Genomic DNA, 17,472 nt, shown 5'->3' with positions numbered 1-17,472 from the left:
CTGGCCTCTGCGCCGGTCAAGGCGGGATGCGTGCACGCAAGTCGCCTCCCACCCACGCAGGACGTCTACCTGCACGCACGCGCCGGTGACGGAACGTCCAAAGACGCCGACTATCGGCCGCTATGAGTCATCTACTGGGCGACGATCACCGGCGACGTCGGCCACCGGGCTGTCTCGTCGCGGTCCAGATCCGTCATAAGTTCCACCCGGTCGCCGGGGATCACACAGATGGTGACCTCGATCGGCCGACCCCATCGTGCCGACGACCCGATTCGGGCCAACTCCGCCACCGGCAGCGCCGACGAGATTCCGAGCAGCCGCGCCTCGTCTGCGGTCGGCACTCGGATCCGCAGACGTTCCGACCACGACATGGGGCCGTGGCCAGCCTCCTCCAGCCGGTCGAGGTAGCCGCCTGGGCCGGTATCCGGCGCCCCTGCTTGCGGTGCGTCCACTACGCCGTCTGGGTGAATCCAGGTGTCGATGAGCTGGAAGGGGACCTCGCCGGCCGGAGAGGTCACACGGCGGCGGCGCACCGTCGGAGTACCGACGTTGATGCCGAGGACATCCGCCACTGTCGAAGGTGCAGGAACCGTCGCGGCCTGCGGCTGTCCGTGGGTCTGCCAAGGCTCTTGGGCTGTGGCCGCCGCCGGCATGATGTAGCCCCGCGCCGGGTCCCGTCGGATCAGGCGGCCCCGCAGGATCCGTCGACGGGGGATCGCTCGGACGTACGAGCCGGATCCCTGTCGGGTCACGACGAGACCGCGCTGCTGCAGAAGCCGAATCGCCTCGCGCGCAATGGTGCTGCTGCACCCGTAGGCGGTCTGGAGATCGGGCAAGGTCGGCAGCCGGTCGCCCACTTGCAGGCTCCCTGCCTCGATCTTGCTCCGGATGTCGTCTGCAATGCGCGCGGTGTGCGTCGTGGTCTCGATGGGTCCGGTCACGTGGACCACTGTACGAGGAATCCAAGATTCTGCGCGCAGACTCTTGCGGTCACGGACCGGCGCCCGTACGCTGCCCATCGCACCCACAATTCTGCGCGCAGAGTGGTAGACGCGCAGACATATGGCGACCGCCGGGTCGGGACTCCACTCCCGCCCGACGGTCTAGATCCACACACCCCGACAGCACCGGAGGCGTGAATCCATGTCACATCCTGCCCCGACCCCCATTCCGTACCGCGCGGACTGGCGCCACCAGGCGTCGTGCCGCGGCGAGTACGACCTGTTCGACGCGGCCGCCGAGGGCGACCTGGGCGCGGTCGCCGAGGCCCGCGCGGTCTGCGCTGGTTGCCCGTCCCGGCGTCCGTGCCTGCGCGACGGTGTGGGCGAGGCGTACGGCGTCCGTGCCGGTCTGACCGAGGACGACCGTGACCCGCTGGGCCGTGCCTATGGCGCCTACCGGACCGCGGTGGCCCACGCTCACGGCGCGTTGGCCCAGACCGCCGCCGGCGACGAGGGGTTGCGTGAGGCCCTGGCCGCCCTGGAGGCGGAGGCCGACACGATCGGCGCGCTGGCGCTGACGGTGGCCGCTGGTGGCGCCGCTCCGGCCGAGCTGCGGGAACTGGTCGCCCTGGCCCTGGATGCCCGGCACGCGACCGAGGATGCCCTGGCCGCGCTCTACCTGCGTCCGCTGCCGTCCGTGGCCCGGGCGGTCACCGTGCTGATGGACGCGGCCACGCAGGCCGCCGCCGTGCACACCCCGACTACCACTGTGTCCACCACGACCCGTCCGTCCGTCCCGGTGATCGCGGCGGTGGCGTGATGACCGCCCCGACGGACGTCGCGGTGGAGACGACCCGGATCGAGATCACCGGCGGATCCGTGGATGCGTGGGCGCTGCTGGTCGAGCTCGCCCAGGCGGGCGGGCTGGACCAGGCGGTGCCGCCGCGGCTCGCGCCGGATAGCGCGGAGATCACCTCGGTGGAGGTGGCCGGGGAGCTGTGGGATGGGTTGACGGCCCGTCTTGTGGTGGAGCCGGCGGCCGGCGGTGGTCTGGCCGCGACGCTGACCACCACCGGTGGTGAGGCCGAGGACCCCGCGGACACCACGCACCTGCACGGCCGCGTCCTGAACGAGGCCGCGGTGTGGTTGGACGAGCGGCGCGTGGTGTGGCGGTGGACATCGGACCGGTGCGCGCCCGAGTCGTGGCATTGCGGCTGGCGGCTGACGGCCACCCACCATCCCGCGCCGACCGTGCCGGTCGCGGCCTGGCGGCGCTGGGTGGCGCTGGTCGTGGACTGGACGGGTGCCATCGCCGGGTGGGCGCTGGCGCTGGCGGCGCTGGTCGGTGCGGGGGTGCCGGTGGTCGGCACGGGCCGGCTGCATGGCGGGCTGCTGGACCTGGTGATGGCGGTGAGCCCGCCGCGGATCGTGCTGGCGCTGGGCGCGGCCGCGCTGCTGGCCCGCGAGGTCAGCGCCGTCGCCTGCTACGTCCTGGACCCATCTGAGGACGCGCCGCGCCGCTGGTGGGTCCGTGTCTGGCAGGGCGTGCAGGACAGCGCGGTGACGGTCCTGCTCGCCGGCGCGGTGATCGCGCTGGGCGGGGGGTGGCTGTCGTGAGTTGGGCGGAGGAGCGCCGCGAGGACCGGGCGTCGCAGCTGCGTATCCAGGCGGAGGTCCGCGAGAGGGCGCTGCGGCTGCAGGCGGACCTGACCGACGCCCGGGAGGCCCGGCGGGAGAACCTGCGCAAGGAGCGCAAGCAGGAGCGGGACGATGCCCGGGGCGAGGCCCGGGAGAAGCGGGAGGCGTGGCGGGCTGAGCACTCGGTGGACCTGATGGTCTATCCGATGGCTGTGGTCTGCGGGGTCATCTCGATTCCCGCGATGGCTCACTACGGCAAGCAGATCTACGGGAACGCCACCGGCTACGGCCTGCCCGTGATCTCCGAGCTTGGCATGTGGGCGTTCGCGGCCGCGGTGGCCCACACCGAGAAGCATTATCCCGACCGGCCGACGTCTCGCTACACCATGGGCATCTTCGTGTTCGCCAGCGTCGGCGCCGTCATGAACTACTTGCACGGCAGCGCGGACGGCCATGGAGCTACCCGCGGGATCATGATGGCGATCGTCTCGGTCGCTGGTGTGATCGCGCACCAGATCGCCATCGCCAAACCCCGGGTGTCGCGGGCCGAACGTGCGCAGCGCCGACTCGACCAGCTCGCGCACCGCAAGCTGGTCAAGGCTCGCCGTGTGGCGATCCGCCGCGCGGCGGTGGATCTCGCGGGTGACGGCAGCGCGGAACTGGTCTACACGCCGGGTCGCAGCGGGATGGCCGCGCCGCGGCTGCGGGCCCTGCGGGTCGGGTTGTCTCCTGTGCCGGAGCTGCGGGCATGGCGCCAGCAGGTGCTGGCCGCGACCGACCCGGACATCACCCGGGTGCTGCACACCCTGGGCGTCCCCGCGGCGCAGACCGCGCTGCCCGCCGCGGTAGCGCAGCCGGAAACCGCGGCGCTGCCGGCCGCGGGCCGCGTCGACCTGGCGCTGCCTGCGGGTACCCGGCCGGCCGTGGATACCGCGCTGCCCGCGGATACCGCGGTGCTGCCTGCCGCGGTGTCCGGGGAGACGTTCGAGGCGCCGGATCTGGCACCGGTGGCGGCGGACGAGACGGCCGCGGTTTCTCGCCAGTCGTCTCGTCCTGCTGTCCCGGCTGGTTCCGAGACGTCTCGGTCCGCGGTGTCTCGAACCGCGCTCGGCGAGACGTCCGGTCAGAGCGAGACGTCTCGGTCGGTGTCTCGAACCGCGGTGTCTCGAACCGCGGTGTCCCGCACCGGGCGGGACGAGACGGTGCCCGCGCGGGACGAGACGTCTCCTGTGGTGTCTCGCTCGGCCGGGACGTCTCGCGGGACGTCGTCGCGGCGGGCGGAGATGACCGCCTGGGTGCTGGAGCAGCGGGCCGCGGGCCGCACGCCGACCGGCGCCGATCTTGATCGGAAGTTCGGGACCCGCGACTACGGCCGCACGGTGCTGCGGGCCCTGCGCGACAGCGAGACACAGCCGGCCGGGACGGCGCGGGAGGCGTTGGACGCCGCCCGTGCCCGGGCCCGGGACGCCGCTGCGGCGCAGCCGGTCCCGGACGCACCTGCGGTGCGCGAGGACGAGGTGGGCCCGGTCGGGTCGGGGGAGCGGGACGCCACTGCCGCGGTGTCGGATACCGCCGTCGTCTCGGTGGAGCCGGCTGTCTCGGTAGACGGCTCCACCGATCTGGTGGGGGCACGGTCATGACGATCACGTGGAGGGTGGATGGCCCGGGTGCAGGCGCGGCAGGCGCGGCCGTGGGTGGAGCGGGTGCGGGCCCGGCATGCCCGGCGGCTGGCCCGGTTCGATCGGGATCTGGCGCGGGTGCGGGCGGGCCGGCCGGGCGATCAGGTCGGGGTGGCCGTGGACTATCTGCGTGCCGCGCTGACCAGCGCCCCGCCGACGGCGGCCGGCCGGGAGGTCGATCTGCTGCTCCGCACGGTCCGCGAAGCCGTCGCGAGGCTGCACGACGCGGAACTGCGCGCCCAACCCTGACCGGATCGGCCGTCCTGACGGCCACCGAGAGTGAAACAGCGGCGGAAACCGCGCTGCGCGGTCTGCGTGGCGCCGGGCGGAGCCGGCGGGGGTGGGTCACCACGCGCTCGGACGCGCCCGCGCGCGTACACGCGAGGGCTGGGCGCGGTCAAACCGCGCCCGCCGCCGCGCCCTTGGTTGCCACGTGGTGTGACGGGGGGGGGGGGCGGTGACGGGCAGCTGCGTGTGCCAGGCGGGCCCGGGGCAGGTGCACCGGGCGGGCTGCCCGGCGCAGGATCCGGCCGAGGGATGGACGCCTCAGACCACGCCGCAGCCGTCGACGGAGCTGGTGGTGGAGGCGCCGCTGTTGCTGCCGGTGCGGGCGCGGGTGGCGCGGGCGTGGGACGTGGCGGTGGGAGACACCCCCTCGCCCTGGTCCGCCGCCCAGCCGCCCATGGCCGACCTCGTGCGCTACGCCCGGGAGGCGCCGTGGTGCGCCGCGGAGGCCGACGGCTGGCGCCGCGCCGGGCAGGTCTACCAGTGGACGGTCGCGATCCCGATCAGTCTCGTGACCTACCTGGTGGCGTGGGTTGTCCAGCGCCCGGCGCGGCTCGGCCTGGCGGGTCTACTCGGTCTGCTGGTGGTCCTGGCGGTGCTGCGATGAGCCCGCTGACGATCTCGTCGGGCTGGCCGCTGGTCGGTCTGGTCGCCGCTGCGGTGGTGGCCTGGTGGCTGGGGCGGCGCCTGGTCGTGGCTGCCCTGCTCGTCGCCGTTGCCGCGGTCGCCGGACTGATCCCCCTCACCACCGGCGGCCCGGCGGGTGGGCCGCTGGCCGCCGGCGCGCCGGTCCCCGCGGCACTGCGGCCGTGGATCGACCGGGCGGGTAGCCAGTGCCCGCAGGTCACCCCGGCGCTGCTCGCCGCCCAGCTCTCCCAGGAGTCCGGGTTCGATCCGAACGCCCGGTCGGCCGTCGGTGCGCAGGGCATCGCGCAGTTCATGCCTGGCACGTGGGCGGACTGGGCGGTCGACGCCGACGGCAACGGCACCGCGTCCCCATGGGATGCCCCCGACGCGATCGTCGCCCAGGGCCGGTTCATGTGCGCGCTGGCCGCCCGCTACCAGGGCCAGACCGACCTGGCGCTGGCCGCCTACAACTGCGGGCCCGGCCCGGTCGACCGCGCTGGCGCGGTCCCGGCGATCGCCGAGACCCGCCACTACGTCGCCACGATCACCGCCCTGGTCGGCACCTACACCGACCCCTCCCACCTCTGACCCGAGGAGACCTCATGTCCCAGACCCCCACCCTCAACGCACTCGCCCCGATGCAGGCCCAGACGCTGCACCTGACCAACCCGACCGCGGTCAGCGCCGCGATCCCCCTGTTCGTCATCGCGTTGCTGCTGTGGCAGCGGCGCCTGCCCCGCGTCACCGCGCTGCTCGGCCTGCTCGCTGGCGCCGCACTGTCCCGCGGCTGGCTGCATCTCGCGATCCGCGCAGGGGTCCATTGGACCAACGTGGTGATCGACACGGTGACCCGCACGACGCTCGGCGGCGCTGTCCCCGGCGCCCTGGCCCTCATCCTCGCGATCTACTACGTGCTGCAGATCGTGCCCAACGAGCAGACGTTCGCCAGCCTCGCCGGCGCCCGCCAGCGCGTCGGCCGCCTCGGCCGCAGTGAGGATCTGCACAGCTGGCCGCGGGCGATCGGCTCCGGCGGTGGTGGTCGGGACCGTGTTGGTCGGGACCGCCCGCGCCGGCCGGAGAAGCTCGGCGCGCTCGGGGTGGGGCTGACGCTGCCCGCGGTCGCGGCCACGATCCCCGGCAGCGTCGGCGCGATCGTGCTCTCCGCGATCACGATCATCGGGGGTGCCGGCGCGACCGTCCTGCAGCACACCATCGGGATCCACTGATGGAACTGCTGCTGCTGTGGGCGCTGACCTACGCGATCGTCCACGCCTCACGCCAGACGTGGCGGCACGGCCGGACCGCGCTGTTCGGCCAGCCCCAGCCCGACGCGCGGCCGGACCTCGCCGCCGGCCTGGCCGACGGCGCCGCTGACGGGGTCCAGGCCGCTGCCGGTGGCGCCGCCCGTGTCGCCGGCTCGGTCTGGCAGGCGCTGGGGGACGGCTGGCGGGCCGGCTGGGCGCAGGGCCGGTCCACCCGGGCGGCCCGGGGCCGCTGGCGGCCGTGGGAGGAGCCCACCGTCTGGGTCACCGGCCCCGGCCCCGGTCGCGCTCCCCGCGACGAGCCGCCGTCCACCCCCACGCCGCCACCTCCGCCGTCGGCGGCCGGTGGTCCGACCACCGGTGCTGGCCGGCGACGGCCGGCAGACGCTGCGACGGGCGACGGTGACGGCGGCCGGGTGGCGCCGCGCTGCTGGTCGGAACTGCCTGTCGACGAGCAGCTCGAGATCGTCGACCAGGTCCGGGCGTCCGGCCGGTCCTGGGCGGATCTGAGCGTCACCGAGGCCGCGGACGCGGTCCGCCGTCATCTGCGGGCCCGCCATGGCCTGTGGAGGGTCAGCCGTGACGACATCCTCACCGCCCAGGCCCGCCACGACGACCCGACGTGGCGCACCGGCCCGCCCCCCACCACCCCACCACCCACCCCCACACCGGCCCCGGCGTCGGCGTCGGCCGGCAACGACGACAACATCGTCGACGCGGAGATCGTCGCGCCGCGCTGCTGGTCGCAGCTGGCCCCCGACGAGCAGCAGCAGATCGCCGACGGTGCGGCGGCCACCGGCCGCAAGCTCGCCGACCTGCCCGACGCCGAGCGGCACCAGCTGATCGCCGACTGGATCAGCCGGACCTACCGGACCGACCTGACCGCCACCGACGTGGCCGCAGCCCAGGCCGCCCAGGACGCGCAGGCCATGGCGGGCTGCACCGAGTGCACCGCGGCCGACCGCGACGGCCGGCCGGCCAGCGCACGAGCCGCCGATCATCGCCTCGGCTGCCCGACCGGCCGGTTCCTCGCCGAGCGGGCGGCCGGGTACACCGGCTGGCTCGACCAGGACGGCCGCCGGGTCGACCCGGCCGACGCCCCCGCCCCGTTCCGCACCACCCCCGACGACGAGGCCGACTCGTCGTCCCCTGACCCCACCAGCCCGACACCGGCGCTGGTGGCGCACACCCCGACCGCACCCGCGGTGGGGATCCCAACCCACGAGGGAGAACTAACGATCATGACTGCTGGCAGTGGTGAGACCACCAACATCCAGGCTGCCCGGACCTACTACGAGCAGCTCGCCGGCCACGCCGAGAGCGACATCGCGAGCCGGATCGAGATGTCCCGGACGTACATGACCGCCGCGCAGCTCTCCGACACCGGCGTGCTGTCCGCGATCGCCCACGCCCAGGAGACCGCGGGTCTGCTCGCGGCGGCCTCCCGCGGCGTCGTCAGCGCGCTGGAGGCCCACCGGTTGATGGAGGAGGCCGTCGCCAGCACCCCGGGTGCGGCCAACACCGACTTCTACCGGCCCGCCTGATCCCACCCCGAGCCTGACGGCTCCCGTCGGACCCGGCGCCTGCCGGGTCCGCGCGGAAGACGCCAGGACCCCCCGCACACCAGACGCCCAGGAAGGAGCACCGTGACCCTCGAGCCGATCACTGCGGACCGTCCCCGCAGCCCCGTGCGGCGCCTGGCCGCGCGGCTGCCCCAGCCACCCGACAGCGGGCTGCGCCTGGCCGCGCAGACCCGCCCGCTGCTGGTCATCGGGCTGCTGTGGGTCGCCGGCGCCGCGGCCGCGGGCCTGCCCGGCGCGCTGGGCTGGACCGTGACCGGCTGGAGCACCGCCGTGCTGGCCGTCGGGGGCTGGCGGGCGCGGCGGGACACCGTCGCGGGCAGTCCCGCACGGCGCCGGCGCCGGCGCTATCTGCTGCTGGTCATGGCCTGCGGCTGTGGCTGGCTGGTCCTGGCCGCCGAGGGCGGCCCCGGCGGCTGGCACGCGGTGATCCTGGTCGCCGGCGGCTACGCGGCGGCCGCGCCGACCTGGCGGCGCCACCACATCCCCACCCGCACCGACCCCGAACCCGAGCCCGACCCAGAGCCGGAACCAGACGTGGAGTTCGACGCGCCGGACTGGATGGACCTGATCCCCGAGGTGTGGGCGGAGACCCTCGCGGCGAAGGACCGGGTGCTGGCCGGCAGCCGGCTGGCCGAGCAGGGCAGCGCACCGACCGGGGTGACCTGGACCATCCGCCTGACCCCCGGCCGGCACACCACCGCCACCGCCATCGGCGCCGGCCCGCTGATCGCCTCCGGTCTGGGCATGCCCCTGGACCGCGTCACCGTCGACCGCCACCACACCGGCGACGGCGACAAGGCTCATCTGCTGATCGTCCACGAGGGTGCGGGCAACCCGCTGCGCCAGACCCACCCGTGGCCAGGCGTCGACGAGGCGTTCGACGCCGAGACCGGCCACGCCCGCCTCGGCGTGCACGCCGACCTCGACCAGGCCCTGTGGCGGGTCTACAACCCGGCGGTCGGCGCCCGCGGCGGCATCGTCATCGGCGCCTCCGGCTCCGGCAAGAGTCGGCTGCTGGAGCTGCTGGGGGTGTCGTGCATGTACTCCCGCCGCGTCCTGGTCTGGGTCGCCGACCCCCAGGACGGCGCGAGCCTGCCCGCCCTGGCCCCCCACGCCGACTGGGCCGCCTGCGACCGCGACGAGATCGGCCTGATGTTCGCCGCCGCCCAGCAGCTCATCAGCTTCCGATCGAAGATCAACAAGTTGTTGCGGCGCGAGCCGCACCCCATCAGCCCCGACGCCCCCATGGTGTTGATCATCCTGGACGAGTGCCACCAGGTCCTCACCCCCACCAGCCCCCTGACCAAGGCCGCGGACGAGATCGCCCGCATGGGCCGCAAGGCCGGCGTCGGCCTGATCTGCGCCACCCAGTACCCCGAAGCCGCGAGTTTCGGCGACAAGATCTCGCTGCGGGACTCCCTCGCCGCGGCGAACACCGCGGTGCTGCGGATTGCGAACAAGACCACCGGCGGGATGCTGCCCGGCCTGGAACTGCTCGATCCCAACGGCCTGCCCGACGTCGCCGGCCTGGGCTACCTCGCCGGCAAGGACCGGCGCACCGCGCCGTTCCGGACCCATTTCGAGGAGCAGGACGTCGTCGGTGCCCTGGCCGCCGCCGCACCCGAGCTGACCCTGGAACCCGCAGCGCTGGCCTACCTCGGCGACCGCTACCGCGACCGGCACACCCGCCGGCTCACCGCCGACGCCGACCTCGTCGTCGAACTCGCCGACTTCGACCCCGACCTCGTCGCCGCGGCCGCGGCCGCCGACCCGGCACTCGCCGCCGCCATCGACCAGGCCCGCCGTCGCCCCAAGACCCCACCAGCAACCGCAGCCCCAGCTGCGGTGGCGGTGGCGCCGGTGGTGCCCGCCCAGCGGGCCCTCGGCCTGCTCGACATCCCCCCCGCCCCGTCTCTGGGCCCCGCCCCCGCCCCCACACCCACGGCCACGCCGGCGGCGGCCGCCGACCATCCGGTGCTGCGCACCCCCTCGGCGCAGGCCATCTACGACCTGGTCCGCAGCGGCATCACCCGCAAACAGGACATCCAGGACGCGTCCGGCCTGTCCGAAACCCAGACCCGCACGATCCTCAACGCCCTGAAAAAAGCCGGCCTGGTCAACAACGACATCCACGGCACCTGGACCCCCGGCCCCAGCCGCGCCCGCCCCGCCTCCTAACCCACCCCGACCGACAGGAGCTGCCGCCATGACCCCCACCACCCTCGCCCACCGGGCACTGCGCCGGCTGCGCGCCGACGCCCTGCGCGTCGCCCTGACCGCCGCCGCCCTGGCCCTGGCCGCCGACACCGCCGACCGCCACCTCACCCACCCCAGCAGGGCGGCCGGCCCCGACCTGCTCCACGCCGGGCTGCGCCTGGCCACCGCCCTCCGGCCCGCCCTCACCCCCTGACCGCACCACCCCTCGCTCACATCCACGACACGAAGGGCACCGATCATGTTGTTTCGGGGATCTCGCACCCCCACCCCCGCCGCTGAGCGTGCCGGCGGGCAGTCCACGGCACCGCAGGCCGTGCACCCCTACCCCGGCCCGCAGGCCGCCTACGACCCGACCACCGGCACGGCCATCATCGGTGTGCACACCGACGGCAGCCCGGCCCGCTGGCCGCTGTACACCCCCGGCCACGGCATGCGCTCCGGCCTGATCCTCGGTGCCACCAGCAGCGGCACGACGATGCTCGCCGCGCAGATCGGGATCACCGCCGCCGGCACCGGACACATCGTCGCGTGGCCAGCCGACCCCGACGGCGCCGGCGACCTCCACACCTACCTGGACCGCTACCCGCACGGGGCCCTGACCGGCCGCGACCTCGCCACCCAGCTGCGCGACACGCTCGCACTGATCGAGCGGCGGCAGACGATGCTCGGGCGGTCCCACCGCGCGACGCACGTACCCACCAGCGACGCCCCCGCCCTCCTGCTGATCGTCGAGGACACCCTCGGGGGGCTGTTCGCCGCCCCGTCGTCGCCGTTCACCACGGCCGCGCTGCGCATCGCCCGCGAGGGCCGCAAGGCCGCCGTCGGACTGCTCCTCACCGCCTCCAACCCGGGCGCGACCACCCTCCACCCGCGGCTCCTCGACACCCTGTCCGACTCGGCGCTGGCCGTGCTGCGCCTGCCCGGCGATCCGATATCGCGGCCGCCCGGCACCGGCTCCTGCACGAATCCCAGTGCCGGCAGGCCCACCCCGTTCCGCGGCTGGTACCTCCCCCGGCAGGCCGCCGGCCAGCATCTGGCGGGCGCGCCCCGGCTGTACCTGCCCACCCAGACAGGCCGCTGACCAGCCCGCACCCAACCCCACGGAGGACCCTGATGGGCCTGCTCAGCTGGCTGAAGCCATCAGCCACGAACACGAACCCGAAGCAGACCAAGCCGACGCCGGCCCGCACCAGCAGCACCACGAAGAAGAAGCCGACGCCGGCCCGCACCAGCAGCACCGCGAAGACCACGGGGACCCGACGGCCGGGCGCCACCGCCCACGTGCCCGCGGCGGTCCGCCGCCGTGTCATCGCCCAGATCACGGCCACCTGCCCCTATCTGGACGCCGACGACCTCCACATCGGCACGGACGGCGGCGTCTACCTGCTGACCGGCCGCCCTGGCGGCCACCGCCGCGTGGGAACGCGCATCGGGGACTGGTCCGCACCGGCAGCCCCCCCCGGGCGGGGGGGGGGGGGGGGGCCCCCCCCAACCCGCACTCGAAGTATGGGCCACACTTTGAGTGTTGTCTAGTACTTTCTGTGCGGGCCCCTCAGGCGGGGACTCCGCATCGGCCTGCCAGAGAGCGAAGTTCCTGGTCGGAGCGCTGGTGGACGTCCTGGAGCAGGTCGCGAATGAGTGTCCGGACCTTGGAGTGATCGTGGATCTGTTCGGGGGCCACCTGCTCCGCCTCCAAGAGCGCGGCAAGAGCGTCGCCCCGGGCGCGGCGCTGTGCATGGGCGTCGGCGACGTCGACCAGGAAGCGGGCGCGGCGTTCCGCTGACAGTCCCGAGGTGTCGATCCGGCCGGCGCGATCGAGGGCGTCGCCCGCGTCGCCCAGGTCGACCGCGACGGACACCTCATGCAGCGCCACGTTCACCGGTCCGAACTCCGTGTTGAAGTCGTTCCGCCCGGCGCCCACCGTCGCGGCCAGCTCCTGCGCGTCGCCGATCGCCTGCCAGGCAGACCGGCGGTCACCGGCACGCGCCGCACTTACCGCCCGTACCAGGCAGAGCGCGCCCACGACGGACGCCGCTTCGACGCCCAGTTCCGGCAGCCGCGGACGAAGCGCAGCCACCGCCGTCGCGGCGGCGTGCTGGGCCTGGTCCAGCCGCCCGGCGCCCAGCATCGCCAGCACCAGGCGAAACTGCCCCGCGGCCACGAGCGCGACATCCCCCGCAGCTTCTGCGGTGAAGAGCGCCCGGTCGGACGCAAGCCAGGCGGCTTCTGTGTCGTTCACTTTCCCGAGGAGGGCGGCAGCGGCCTGGTACGCCCGAGACAGCGCCGCAGCGACTGCCGGCCGCTGATCCTCCGGAACGGAACGCAACGCCAGTTCCGCCCCGGCGATCAAGGGCAGGAGCACCGGCCCGGCTTCGGAGTACCGCGACCCATGGACGACCGTCCACACCTGCTCGGCCTGCTCGGCGAAGTCCTCGCCGGAGCCGCCGTCGGGTGGCGGCGTCGAGGCGACGGCCGACAGCGCCGGATGCCCGGTGAGCGCCAGGCGCAGCGCGTCCCGCCACGGCTCACGCTCCGATGCTGCTACTTCCATTGGCGCGTCGGGCGCGAGATCGGCCACCGGAACGCCCAGGACGTCGGAGACCTGCGCGAGCACGGACATCCGGTCGACTTTGCGCGCGTTCCGCTCGACCTGAGAGACCCAGCTCTCGGACCGGCCGATCAGCCGGCCCAACTCCACCTGCGACAGGCCGCGCCGTTTGCGATGGAACGCCACCCGCTCACCGAGCGTCGGAGTCGGCTCCGTCATCGCGCACCGCCCGGCAGTCCCTTGCCGCAGATACCGGTGAGGAACTCCACACGGGGCGGACCGACAAGGAACTCCTCCCGCGCCGCCAGGAACCGACACACATGGTCCTGGCGCTCGTGCTCGTCGAACGCGGCCCGGTCCCGATACAGCTCATAGAAGATCCGAACGTCGGGCTCCCCCGCAACCGCCTGCATCACGTAGACCAGCGTCCCGTACTCCACCGACACGATCAGCGGCAACGTCTCCGCGACCAGCCGGTCAAACCCGTCTGCGGCGCCAGGCCGCAGATCGAACCGAACCACCAACCCGAACATGAATCCTCTTCCCATCGGACGACGTCACCACCACAACGATTCTCCCACGGGTAGGATTCCGAGAACTAGCCAGTACTTTTGGTACCAACACGCTGCCTGGCGCGCCGCATAGGCCGGCTGACCTGCCATCCAGGCGAACCACCCAGTGGTTGCCAAAACCAACAGTTTAGGATCAAGTAACGTCGCCGCGCCGGGCGGCAGCTATGCGTGGCTATGGCGCGCCGTGCTCGCCAGAGCGTCATCAGCAGCTTCTAGACGCTAAGGCCTCCCCGACCGGTCTCAGTTCCGGTCTCGTTCACCCCCGTCCGCAGGTGTCCGCCAGCGTCCAGTCGGTGCCCTTTCTGCATGCTCGGGACGTCGGCGGACATAGCTGAACGACGGGGCGCAGATCTCGAAAGCGTGTGAGGGGGCAACCCCTCCGTGGGTTCAAATCCCACCTCCACCGCCCTGGATCAGCCAGTACGCCCGGCCCGACGGTCACCCCGTCGGGCCCAGCGCATGCGTCCCGGTCTCACTTCCGGTCCCGGCTGCGCTGAGAGCGCCACACCCGCGCATGCTTCGGCGTCATTTCCGATCAGCGGAGCCTCAAACGATCATCCGAGGGAGCCTTCGCGGTCCCTTTGTGCGGACGATTCGGGCGGCCAGCCACACAGAGGAACCGTAACGATCATCCGAAGGCGCCCGATGCGCGGCCTGACGACGTCAACTTGCGGCGACTGCGGAGCGTGAAATAGTCAACGCGAACGGTAATTCGTTCGCTGGCCGATGGTTCCGGCGCAACGACGCACCGGAACCGTCGCGCCGCCGCATCTCATCCATCAGTTGCACGTCTATCCGTCGGTCATCATGACCGGGGAGTCGGAGGCAATGGCATGGCGAGGATCGTCATTTTTGGTGCCGCGGGTCAGATCGGGCGCCGCATCACCGACGAAGCAGTGAGGCGTGGACACGAGGTCACCGCGGTCGAGCCGGAGCAGGCTCGGGTGAAGAAGCTGCCGCGGAAGGCGAACGGCGTCGAGGGTGACGTCACCAAGCGTGACTCGGTCGAGCGGCTGGCCCAGGACGCGGAAGCCATCATCGTCGCCGTGGGCGGTGTGGACCGCCCGGTGCACGCGAACGCGGCCCGCAACCTCGTTGACGTCCTGCCCCGCCTCGGCGACCAGCCGCCCCTGATCGTCCACATCTCCAGCGGCGGCACGCTGGAGGACGAGAACGGCCAGCGGCTCGCCGACGCCGCGGACTTCCCCGCCGCCGAGCGCAAGGACGCGCTCGACCAGGCGGACGCGCTCGACGTGTACCGCGGCGCCCGCAACGTGCGCTGGACGGCCATCGCCCCGCCGCCGCGCAACCTCGGCGGCGGCCAGCGCCGCGGCGCCTACCGCACCGGCACCGACCGGCCCGTGGTGGACGCCAAGGGCCAGGTCGGCATCTCCCACGAGGACTTCGCGATCGCCGTCATCGACGAGATCGAGAACCCGCGCAACCGCAACCGTCGGATCACCGTCGGAAACTGAAAGTCCTTCAGGTGCAACGCGGCACCTGACCGTCCGGACCGCCACCTGAGCCATTGACGTCTCCGGTGGCCCGGATTCCCAGCTGGGACGCCGCCAGCCGGCCGCCCCAGCACCTGGCCGTCCGGCCGTCCGGCCATCACTCCATCGTGGCGAGAATCGCCTTGATGTCGTCGGGGGTCGTCCGCGGATTGACGACGGCGAAACGGGCGACGGTCTCCCCGTCATGACGGGTGGGCGGCACGAAGGCGAATTCGGCACGCAGCAGCGCATCGCTCCAGCGGTGGTAGTCCGTGTCCGTCCAGCCACGGCGGCGGAACACGACGATGGAAAGCTCCGGCGGCCGCACCAGTTCCAGTTCGGGCCGCGCGGCGATCTGCGCGGCGGCGGACCGGGTGGTGGCGAGCGTGGTCTCGACCGCGTCGGCGTAGGCCCGGGTGCCGTGGGTGGCGAGCGAGAACCACAACGGCAGTCCGCGGGCCCGCCGGGACAGGCCGATGGCGTAGTCCGACGGGTTCCAGTTGGCGGCCGGATCGAGCACGTCGAGATAGCCCGCCCGCTGCGGGCCGTGGGCGGCCAGCGCGAGGGCCGGGTCGCGGTAGACCAGCGCGCAGGCGTCGAACGGCGCGAACAGCCACTTGTGCGGGTCAACGATGAACGAGTCGACCTCGGCGATCCCGTCGAAGCGCGGCCGGGCCGACGGCGCGGCGAGGGCAGCCAGGCCGTAGGCGCCGTCCGCGTGCACCCACAGGTCGCGGGCGCGGGCGACGTCGGTGATACCGCGCAGGTCGTCGACGATGCCGAACTGGGTCGTCCCGGCCGTCGCGACCACGGCGAAGATGCCGGCCGCCACCTCGGCACCGCCCGCCGCGAGTTCGTCGAGCGCCGCGGCGAGCCGGGGGCCGGTCAGCCGGCCGTCCGCGCCGGTCGGCACGGCCACGATCTCCGCGTCGAGGACGGCCGCCGCCTGGTAGAGGGACGAGTGCGCCTCCGCACCGCAGACGAAGCGCCACCGGGACGGCATCGGGCGCCCGGCGGCGGCCAGCCGCGCCCGGGCGGCGTGCCGCGCGGTGACGAGCGCCGAGAGGTTCCCGACCGTGCCGCCGGGGACGAACACGCCCCCGGCCTGCGCCGGCAGCCCGGCGAGGTCGGCCAGCCAGCGCAGCACCTCGTTCTCGGCGTGCACGGCGCCGGCGCCTTCCAGCCAGCTGCCGCCGTAGATCGACGAAGCGCCGACCACGAGGTCGAACAGCACGGCTGCCCTGGTCGGGGCGGCCGGGATGAAGGCGAGGTTGCGCGGATGGTCCGCCGAGACGCAGGCGCGGGAGAGGACCTCGTCGAAGATCTTCAGCGCGTGGGCGCCGCCGATGCCTTCGGCAGTGATCGTCTCACCGGCCCGGGCGGACAGCTCAGCAGGCGAGGCCGAGCCGTCCAGCGGGACCTGATCGAAGCCGAGCCGCAGCCTGGTGACCTCGAAGACGGCCCGCATGAGCTCGGCCGTCTCGGCGTCGAACCGATGCACGGCCGGAGCGGACCCGCCGCGAGACGCGGACCTACCCGTCCTGCCTGCTGCGCTGACGCCGGAACAGGAAGCCGCCACCGACGAGAGCAAGCAGCATGACAATCGCACCGACACGCTTCACAACAAACCTCCACGTTGAGGGTTCAACCTAACAACAACGGCCGATCCGGTCTGATCCACGGGGCGAAGGACGCATTCCGGTGGACGCCGTCGACGTCGATCTGATCAGAACGGCCACCGGCGGGGCGTCCGCTCACCGCCGGATTCCGAGCATGCCATGAACGCCGGCGACGTGCGCGACCGGACCGCCGGAATTCCGCCGCGCCCCCCGTACGGGGCACGGACGGGTGCCGTATGACCGGGCATTCTTCGCGGGACGTGTCGTTCGTGCGACGATTTCACGTCGGGCGCGGACGGTGGTGGGCCACAGGTGTCCCCGACGGCTCCGCGTGCGATGACATGGTGGGACGCGGCGCGCCGGCAACCTCGGGCCACCGGACGGCGGCGCGAGGATCACCGACGGTCGCGGCCCTGGCCACGGTCCCGATCGCTACCCGCGGTCGCGGTCCGACCTCGCGGGCGCCGGGCCGCCCGTCGCCGCGGGCGCCGGCCGGTTCGTCCGCTCGGCGACGAGGGCCGCGAGGATGTCGGCGTGACACGGCTCCCCCGGCGGGCACCAGCAGCCGAGACGGTGGCCGGCGAGCGTCGACAGTTCGGCCAGCAGCTCCAACCGCGAGTAGCGGCGGCCGGCGCGGTCGTGGCGCACGTCCGGGCCGCCGCCAGTGATCCACTCGGTGTACCGGGCGACGGCGACGGGCCGGCCCAGCTCCCGCTGGTCGAACGGATTGCCCCAGCGGGTGGGCCGAGAGACCACGACGACGTCCGCCGGCTTGCGCCATCCGGACGCACGGGACAACCGGACATGGGTTCGCGCAACGATCATCTTCCGCACCCTTCCTCGCGAACCGTTATGCCCACCGCACGGCCGCCACTCCCCCGTCATCGAATGGTCATGGTCGGCTGCGGCAACGGACATCATCAGTTCACCTGCCGGGGAACCGGACTCGGCAGAACGCCCGCGACTGCCAGGCTTACAGTTTCCCAGTGCACGACCGACACCGAAGCC

The 17,472-nt window shown here is 73.4% G+C and carries 18 protein-coding genes; 13 read left to right on the top strand and 5 right to left on the bottom strand.

What is annotated here, in order from left to right:
• Positions 1 to 131 precede the first annotated feature (131 nt).
• On the bottom strand, positions 132 to 941 hold the full coding sequence (locus tag MXD60_RS11495) for a GntR family transcriptional regulator (protein WP_248819015.1): 810 nt from the start codon (positions 939 to 941) through the stop codon (positions 132 to 134).
• 202 nt (positions 942 to 1,143) lie between these two features.
• Here MXD60_RS11495 and MXD60_RS11490 point away from each other — a divergent pair, with 202 nt between their 5' ends.
• From MXD60_RS11490 to MXD60_RS11435, 12 genes are all read left to right on the top strand, one after another.
• Positions 1,144 to 1,761 (top strand): WhiB family transcriptional regulator, encoded by a 618-nt coding sequence (locus MXD60_RS11490; RefSeq protein WP_248819014.1) that lies wholly within the window; start codon positions 1,144 to 1,146, stop codon positions 1,759 to 1,761.
• Positions 1,761 to 2,558: a hypothetical protein gene (locus tag MXD60_RS11485; protein ID WP_248819013.1), complete on the top strand. Its 798-nt coding sequence runs from the start codon at positions 1,761 to 1,763 to the stop codon at positions 2,556 to 2,558. The genes MXD60_RS11490 and MXD60_RS11485 overlap by 1 nt, the downstream gene beginning before the upstream one ends.
• Complete coding sequence (locus MXD60_RS11480; protein ID WP_248819012.1) at positions 2,555 to 4,219, top strand: hypothetical protein; 1,665 nt, start codon at positions 2,555 to 2,557, stop codon at positions 4,217 to 4,219. The genes MXD60_RS11485 and MXD60_RS11480 overlap by 4 nt, the downstream gene beginning before the upstream one ends.
• Positions 4,220 to 4,237: 18 nt before the next feature.
• Positions 4,238 to 4,507 (top strand): hypothetical protein, encoded by a 270-nt coding sequence (locus MXD60_RS11475; protein WP_248819011.1) that lies wholly within the window; start codon positions 4,238 to 4,240, stop codon positions 4,505 to 4,507.
• 208 nt (positions 4,508 to 4,715) lie between these two features.
• Positions 4,716 to 5,150 (top strand): hypothetical protein, encoded by a 435-nt coding sequence (locus tag MXD60_RS11470; protein WP_248819010.1) that lies wholly within the window; start codon positions 4,716 to 4,718, stop codon positions 5,148 to 5,150.
• Complete coding sequence (locus tag MXD60_RS11465) at positions 5,147 to 5,758, top strand: lytic transglycosylase domain-containing protein (RefSeq protein ID WP_248819009.1); 612 nt, start codon at positions 5,147 to 5,149, stop codon at positions 5,756 to 5,758. The genes MXD60_RS11470 and MXD60_RS11465 overlap by 4 nt, the downstream gene beginning before the upstream one ends.
• A gap of 14 nt (positions 5,759 to 5,772) precedes the next feature.
• Positions 5,773 to 6,396, top strand: a complete 624-nt coding sequence (locus tag MXD60_RS11460; protein WP_248819008.1) for a hypothetical protein — start codon at positions 5,773 to 5,775, stop codon at positions 6,394 to 6,396.
• Positions 6,396 to 7,976, top strand: a complete 1,581-nt coding sequence (locus MXD60_RS11455; protein WP_248819007.1) for a hypothetical protein — start codon at positions 6,396 to 6,398, stop codon at positions 7,974 to 7,976. The genes MXD60_RS11460 and MXD60_RS11455 overlap by 1 nt, the downstream gene beginning before the upstream one ends.
• A 102-nt stretch (positions 7,977 to 8,078) precedes the next feature.
• Positions 8,079 to 10,193 (top strand): P-loop NTPase family protein, encoded by a 2,115-nt coding sequence (locus tag MXD60_RS11450; RefSeq protein WP_248819006.1) that lies wholly within the window; start codon positions 8,079 to 8,081, stop codon positions 10,191 to 10,193.
• Between the two features lie 28 nt (positions 10,194 to 10,221).
• Positions 10,222 to 10,425, top strand: a complete 204-nt coding sequence (locus tag MXD60_RS28725) for a hypothetical protein (protein WP_283098201.1) — start codon at positions 10,222 to 10,224, stop codon at positions 10,423 to 10,425.
• A gap of 45 nt (positions 10,426 to 10,470) precedes the next feature.
• The gene (locus MXD60_RS11440; protein ID WP_248819005.1) at positions 10,471 to 11,313 is read left to right on the top strand and encodes a hypothetical protein; all 843 of its coding nucleotides are present in this window, start codon (positions 10,471 to 10,473) and stop codon (positions 11,311 to 11,313) included.
• Positions 11,314 to 11,345: 32 nt separating this feature from the next.
• Positions 11,346 to 11,765 (top strand): hypothetical protein, encoded by a 420-nt coding sequence (locus tag MXD60_RS11435; protein WP_248819004.1) that lies wholly within the window; start codon positions 11,346 to 11,348, stop codon positions 11,763 to 11,765.
• A gap of 19 nt (positions 11,766 to 11,784) precedes the next feature.
• On the opposite strand, the gene MXD60_RS11430 is transcribed toward MXD60_RS11435, so the two are convergent.
• Both MXD60_RS11430 and MXD60_RS11425 read right to left on the bottom strand, forming a co-directional pair.
• Positions 11,785 to 12,999 (bottom strand): helix-turn-helix domain-containing protein, encoded by a 1,215-nt coding sequence (locus MXD60_RS11430; protein ID WP_248819003.1) that lies wholly within the window; start codon positions 12,997 to 12,999, stop codon positions 11,785 to 11,787.
• Entirely contained in the window at positions 12,996 to 13,313 is a 318-nt protein-coding gene (locus MXD60_RS11425; protein ID WP_248819002.1) for a putative quinol monooxygenase, read from the bottom strand. Before MXD60_RS11425 ends, MXD60_RS11430 begins: the two co-directional genes overlap by 4 nt.
• Before the next feature lie 872 nt (positions 13,314 to 14,185).
• Here MXD60_RS11425 and MXD60_RS11420 point away from each other — a divergent pair.
• Complete coding sequence (locus tag MXD60_RS11420; protein WP_248819001.1) at positions 14,186 to 14,827, top strand: NAD(P)-dependent oxidoreductase; 642 nt, start codon at positions 14,186 to 14,188, stop codon at positions 14,825 to 14,827.
• A gap of 136 nt (positions 14,828 to 14,963) precedes the next feature.
• Here the strand turns inward: MXD60_RS11420 and MXD60_RS11415 are convergent, their stop codons facing one another.
• Together MXD60_RS11415 and MXD60_RS11410 are read right to left on the bottom strand one after the other, a co-directional pair.
• On the bottom strand, positions 14,964 to 16,346 hold the full coding sequence (locus MXD60_RS11415; protein ID WP_248819000.1) for a pyridoxal phosphate-dependent decarboxylase family protein: 1,383 nt from the start codon (positions 16,344 to 16,346) through the stop codon (positions 14,964 to 14,966).
• Positions 16,347 to 16,896: 550 nt separating this feature from the next.
• Positions 16,897 to 17,289 (bottom strand): DUF4326 domain-containing protein, encoded by a 393-nt coding sequence (locus tag MXD60_RS11410; RefSeq protein WP_248818999.1) that lies wholly within the window; start codon positions 17,287 to 17,289, stop codon positions 16,897 to 16,899.
• Between the last annotated feature and the right edge of the window lie 183 nt (positions 17,290 to 17,472).

Source organism: Frankia sp. AgB32, from assembly GCF_023243045.1.
In the GTDB taxonomy this organism is placed as follows: domain Bacteria; phylum Actinomycetota; class Actinomycetes; order Frankiales; family Frankiaceae; genus Frankia.
The sequence above is the reverse complement of the archived record's forward strand: the minus strand, read 5'-3'. Positions and strand labels throughout refer to the sequence as shown.

Coding starts and splice junctions, on each gene's coding strand:
- MXD60_RS11435 (WP_248819004.1), top strand. CDS start 11,346: ATGGGCCTGCTCAGCTGGCTGAAGCCATCAGCCACGAACACGAACCCG.
- MXD60_RS11465 (WP_248819009.1), top strand. CDS start 5,147: ATGAGCCCGCTGACGATCTCGTCGGGCTGGCCGCTGGTCGGTCTGGTC.
- MXD60_RS11425 (WP_248819002.1), bottom strand. CDS start 13,313: ATGTTCGGGTTGGTGGTTCGGTTCGATCTGCGGCCTGGCGCCGCAGAC.
- MXD60_RS11430 (WP_248819003.1), bottom strand. CDS start 12,999: ATGACGGAGCCGACTCCGACGCTCGGTGAGCGGGTGGCGTTCCATCGC.
- MXD60_RS11440 (WP_248819005.1), top strand. CDS start 10,471: ATGTTGTTTCGGGGATCTCGCACCCCCACCCCCGCCGCTGAGCGTGCC.
- MXD60_RS11460 (WP_248819008.1), top strand. CDS start 5,773: ATGTCCCAGACCCCCACCCTCAACGCACTCGCCCCGATGCAGGCCCAG.
- MXD60_RS11455 (WP_248819007.1), top strand. CDS start 6,396: ATGGAACTGCTGCTGCTGTGGGCGCTGACCTACGCGATCGTCCACGCC.
- MXD60_RS11410 (WP_248818999.1), bottom strand. CDS start 17,289: ATGATCGTTGCGCGAACCCATGTCCGGTTGTCCCGTGCGTCCGGATGG.
- MXD60_RS11420 (WP_248819001.1), top strand. CDS start 14,186: ATGGCGAGGATCGTCATTTTTGGTGCCGCGGGTCAGATCGGGCGCCGC.
- MXD60_RS11490 (WP_248819014.1), top strand. CDS start 1,144: ATGTCACATCCTGCCCCGACCCCCATTCCGTACCGCGCGGACTGGCGC.
- MXD60_RS11485 (WP_248819013.1), top strand. CDS start 1,761: ATGACCGCCCCGACGGACGTCGCGGTGGAGACGACCCGGATCGAGATC.
- MXD60_RS11475 (WP_248819011.1), top strand. CDS start 4,238: ATGGCCCGGGTGCAGGCGCGGCAGGCGCGGCCGTGGGTGGAGCGGGTG.
- MXD60_RS28725 (WP_283098201.1), top strand. CDS start 10,222: ATGACCCCCACCACCCTCGCCCACCGGGCACTGCGCCGGCTGCGCGCC.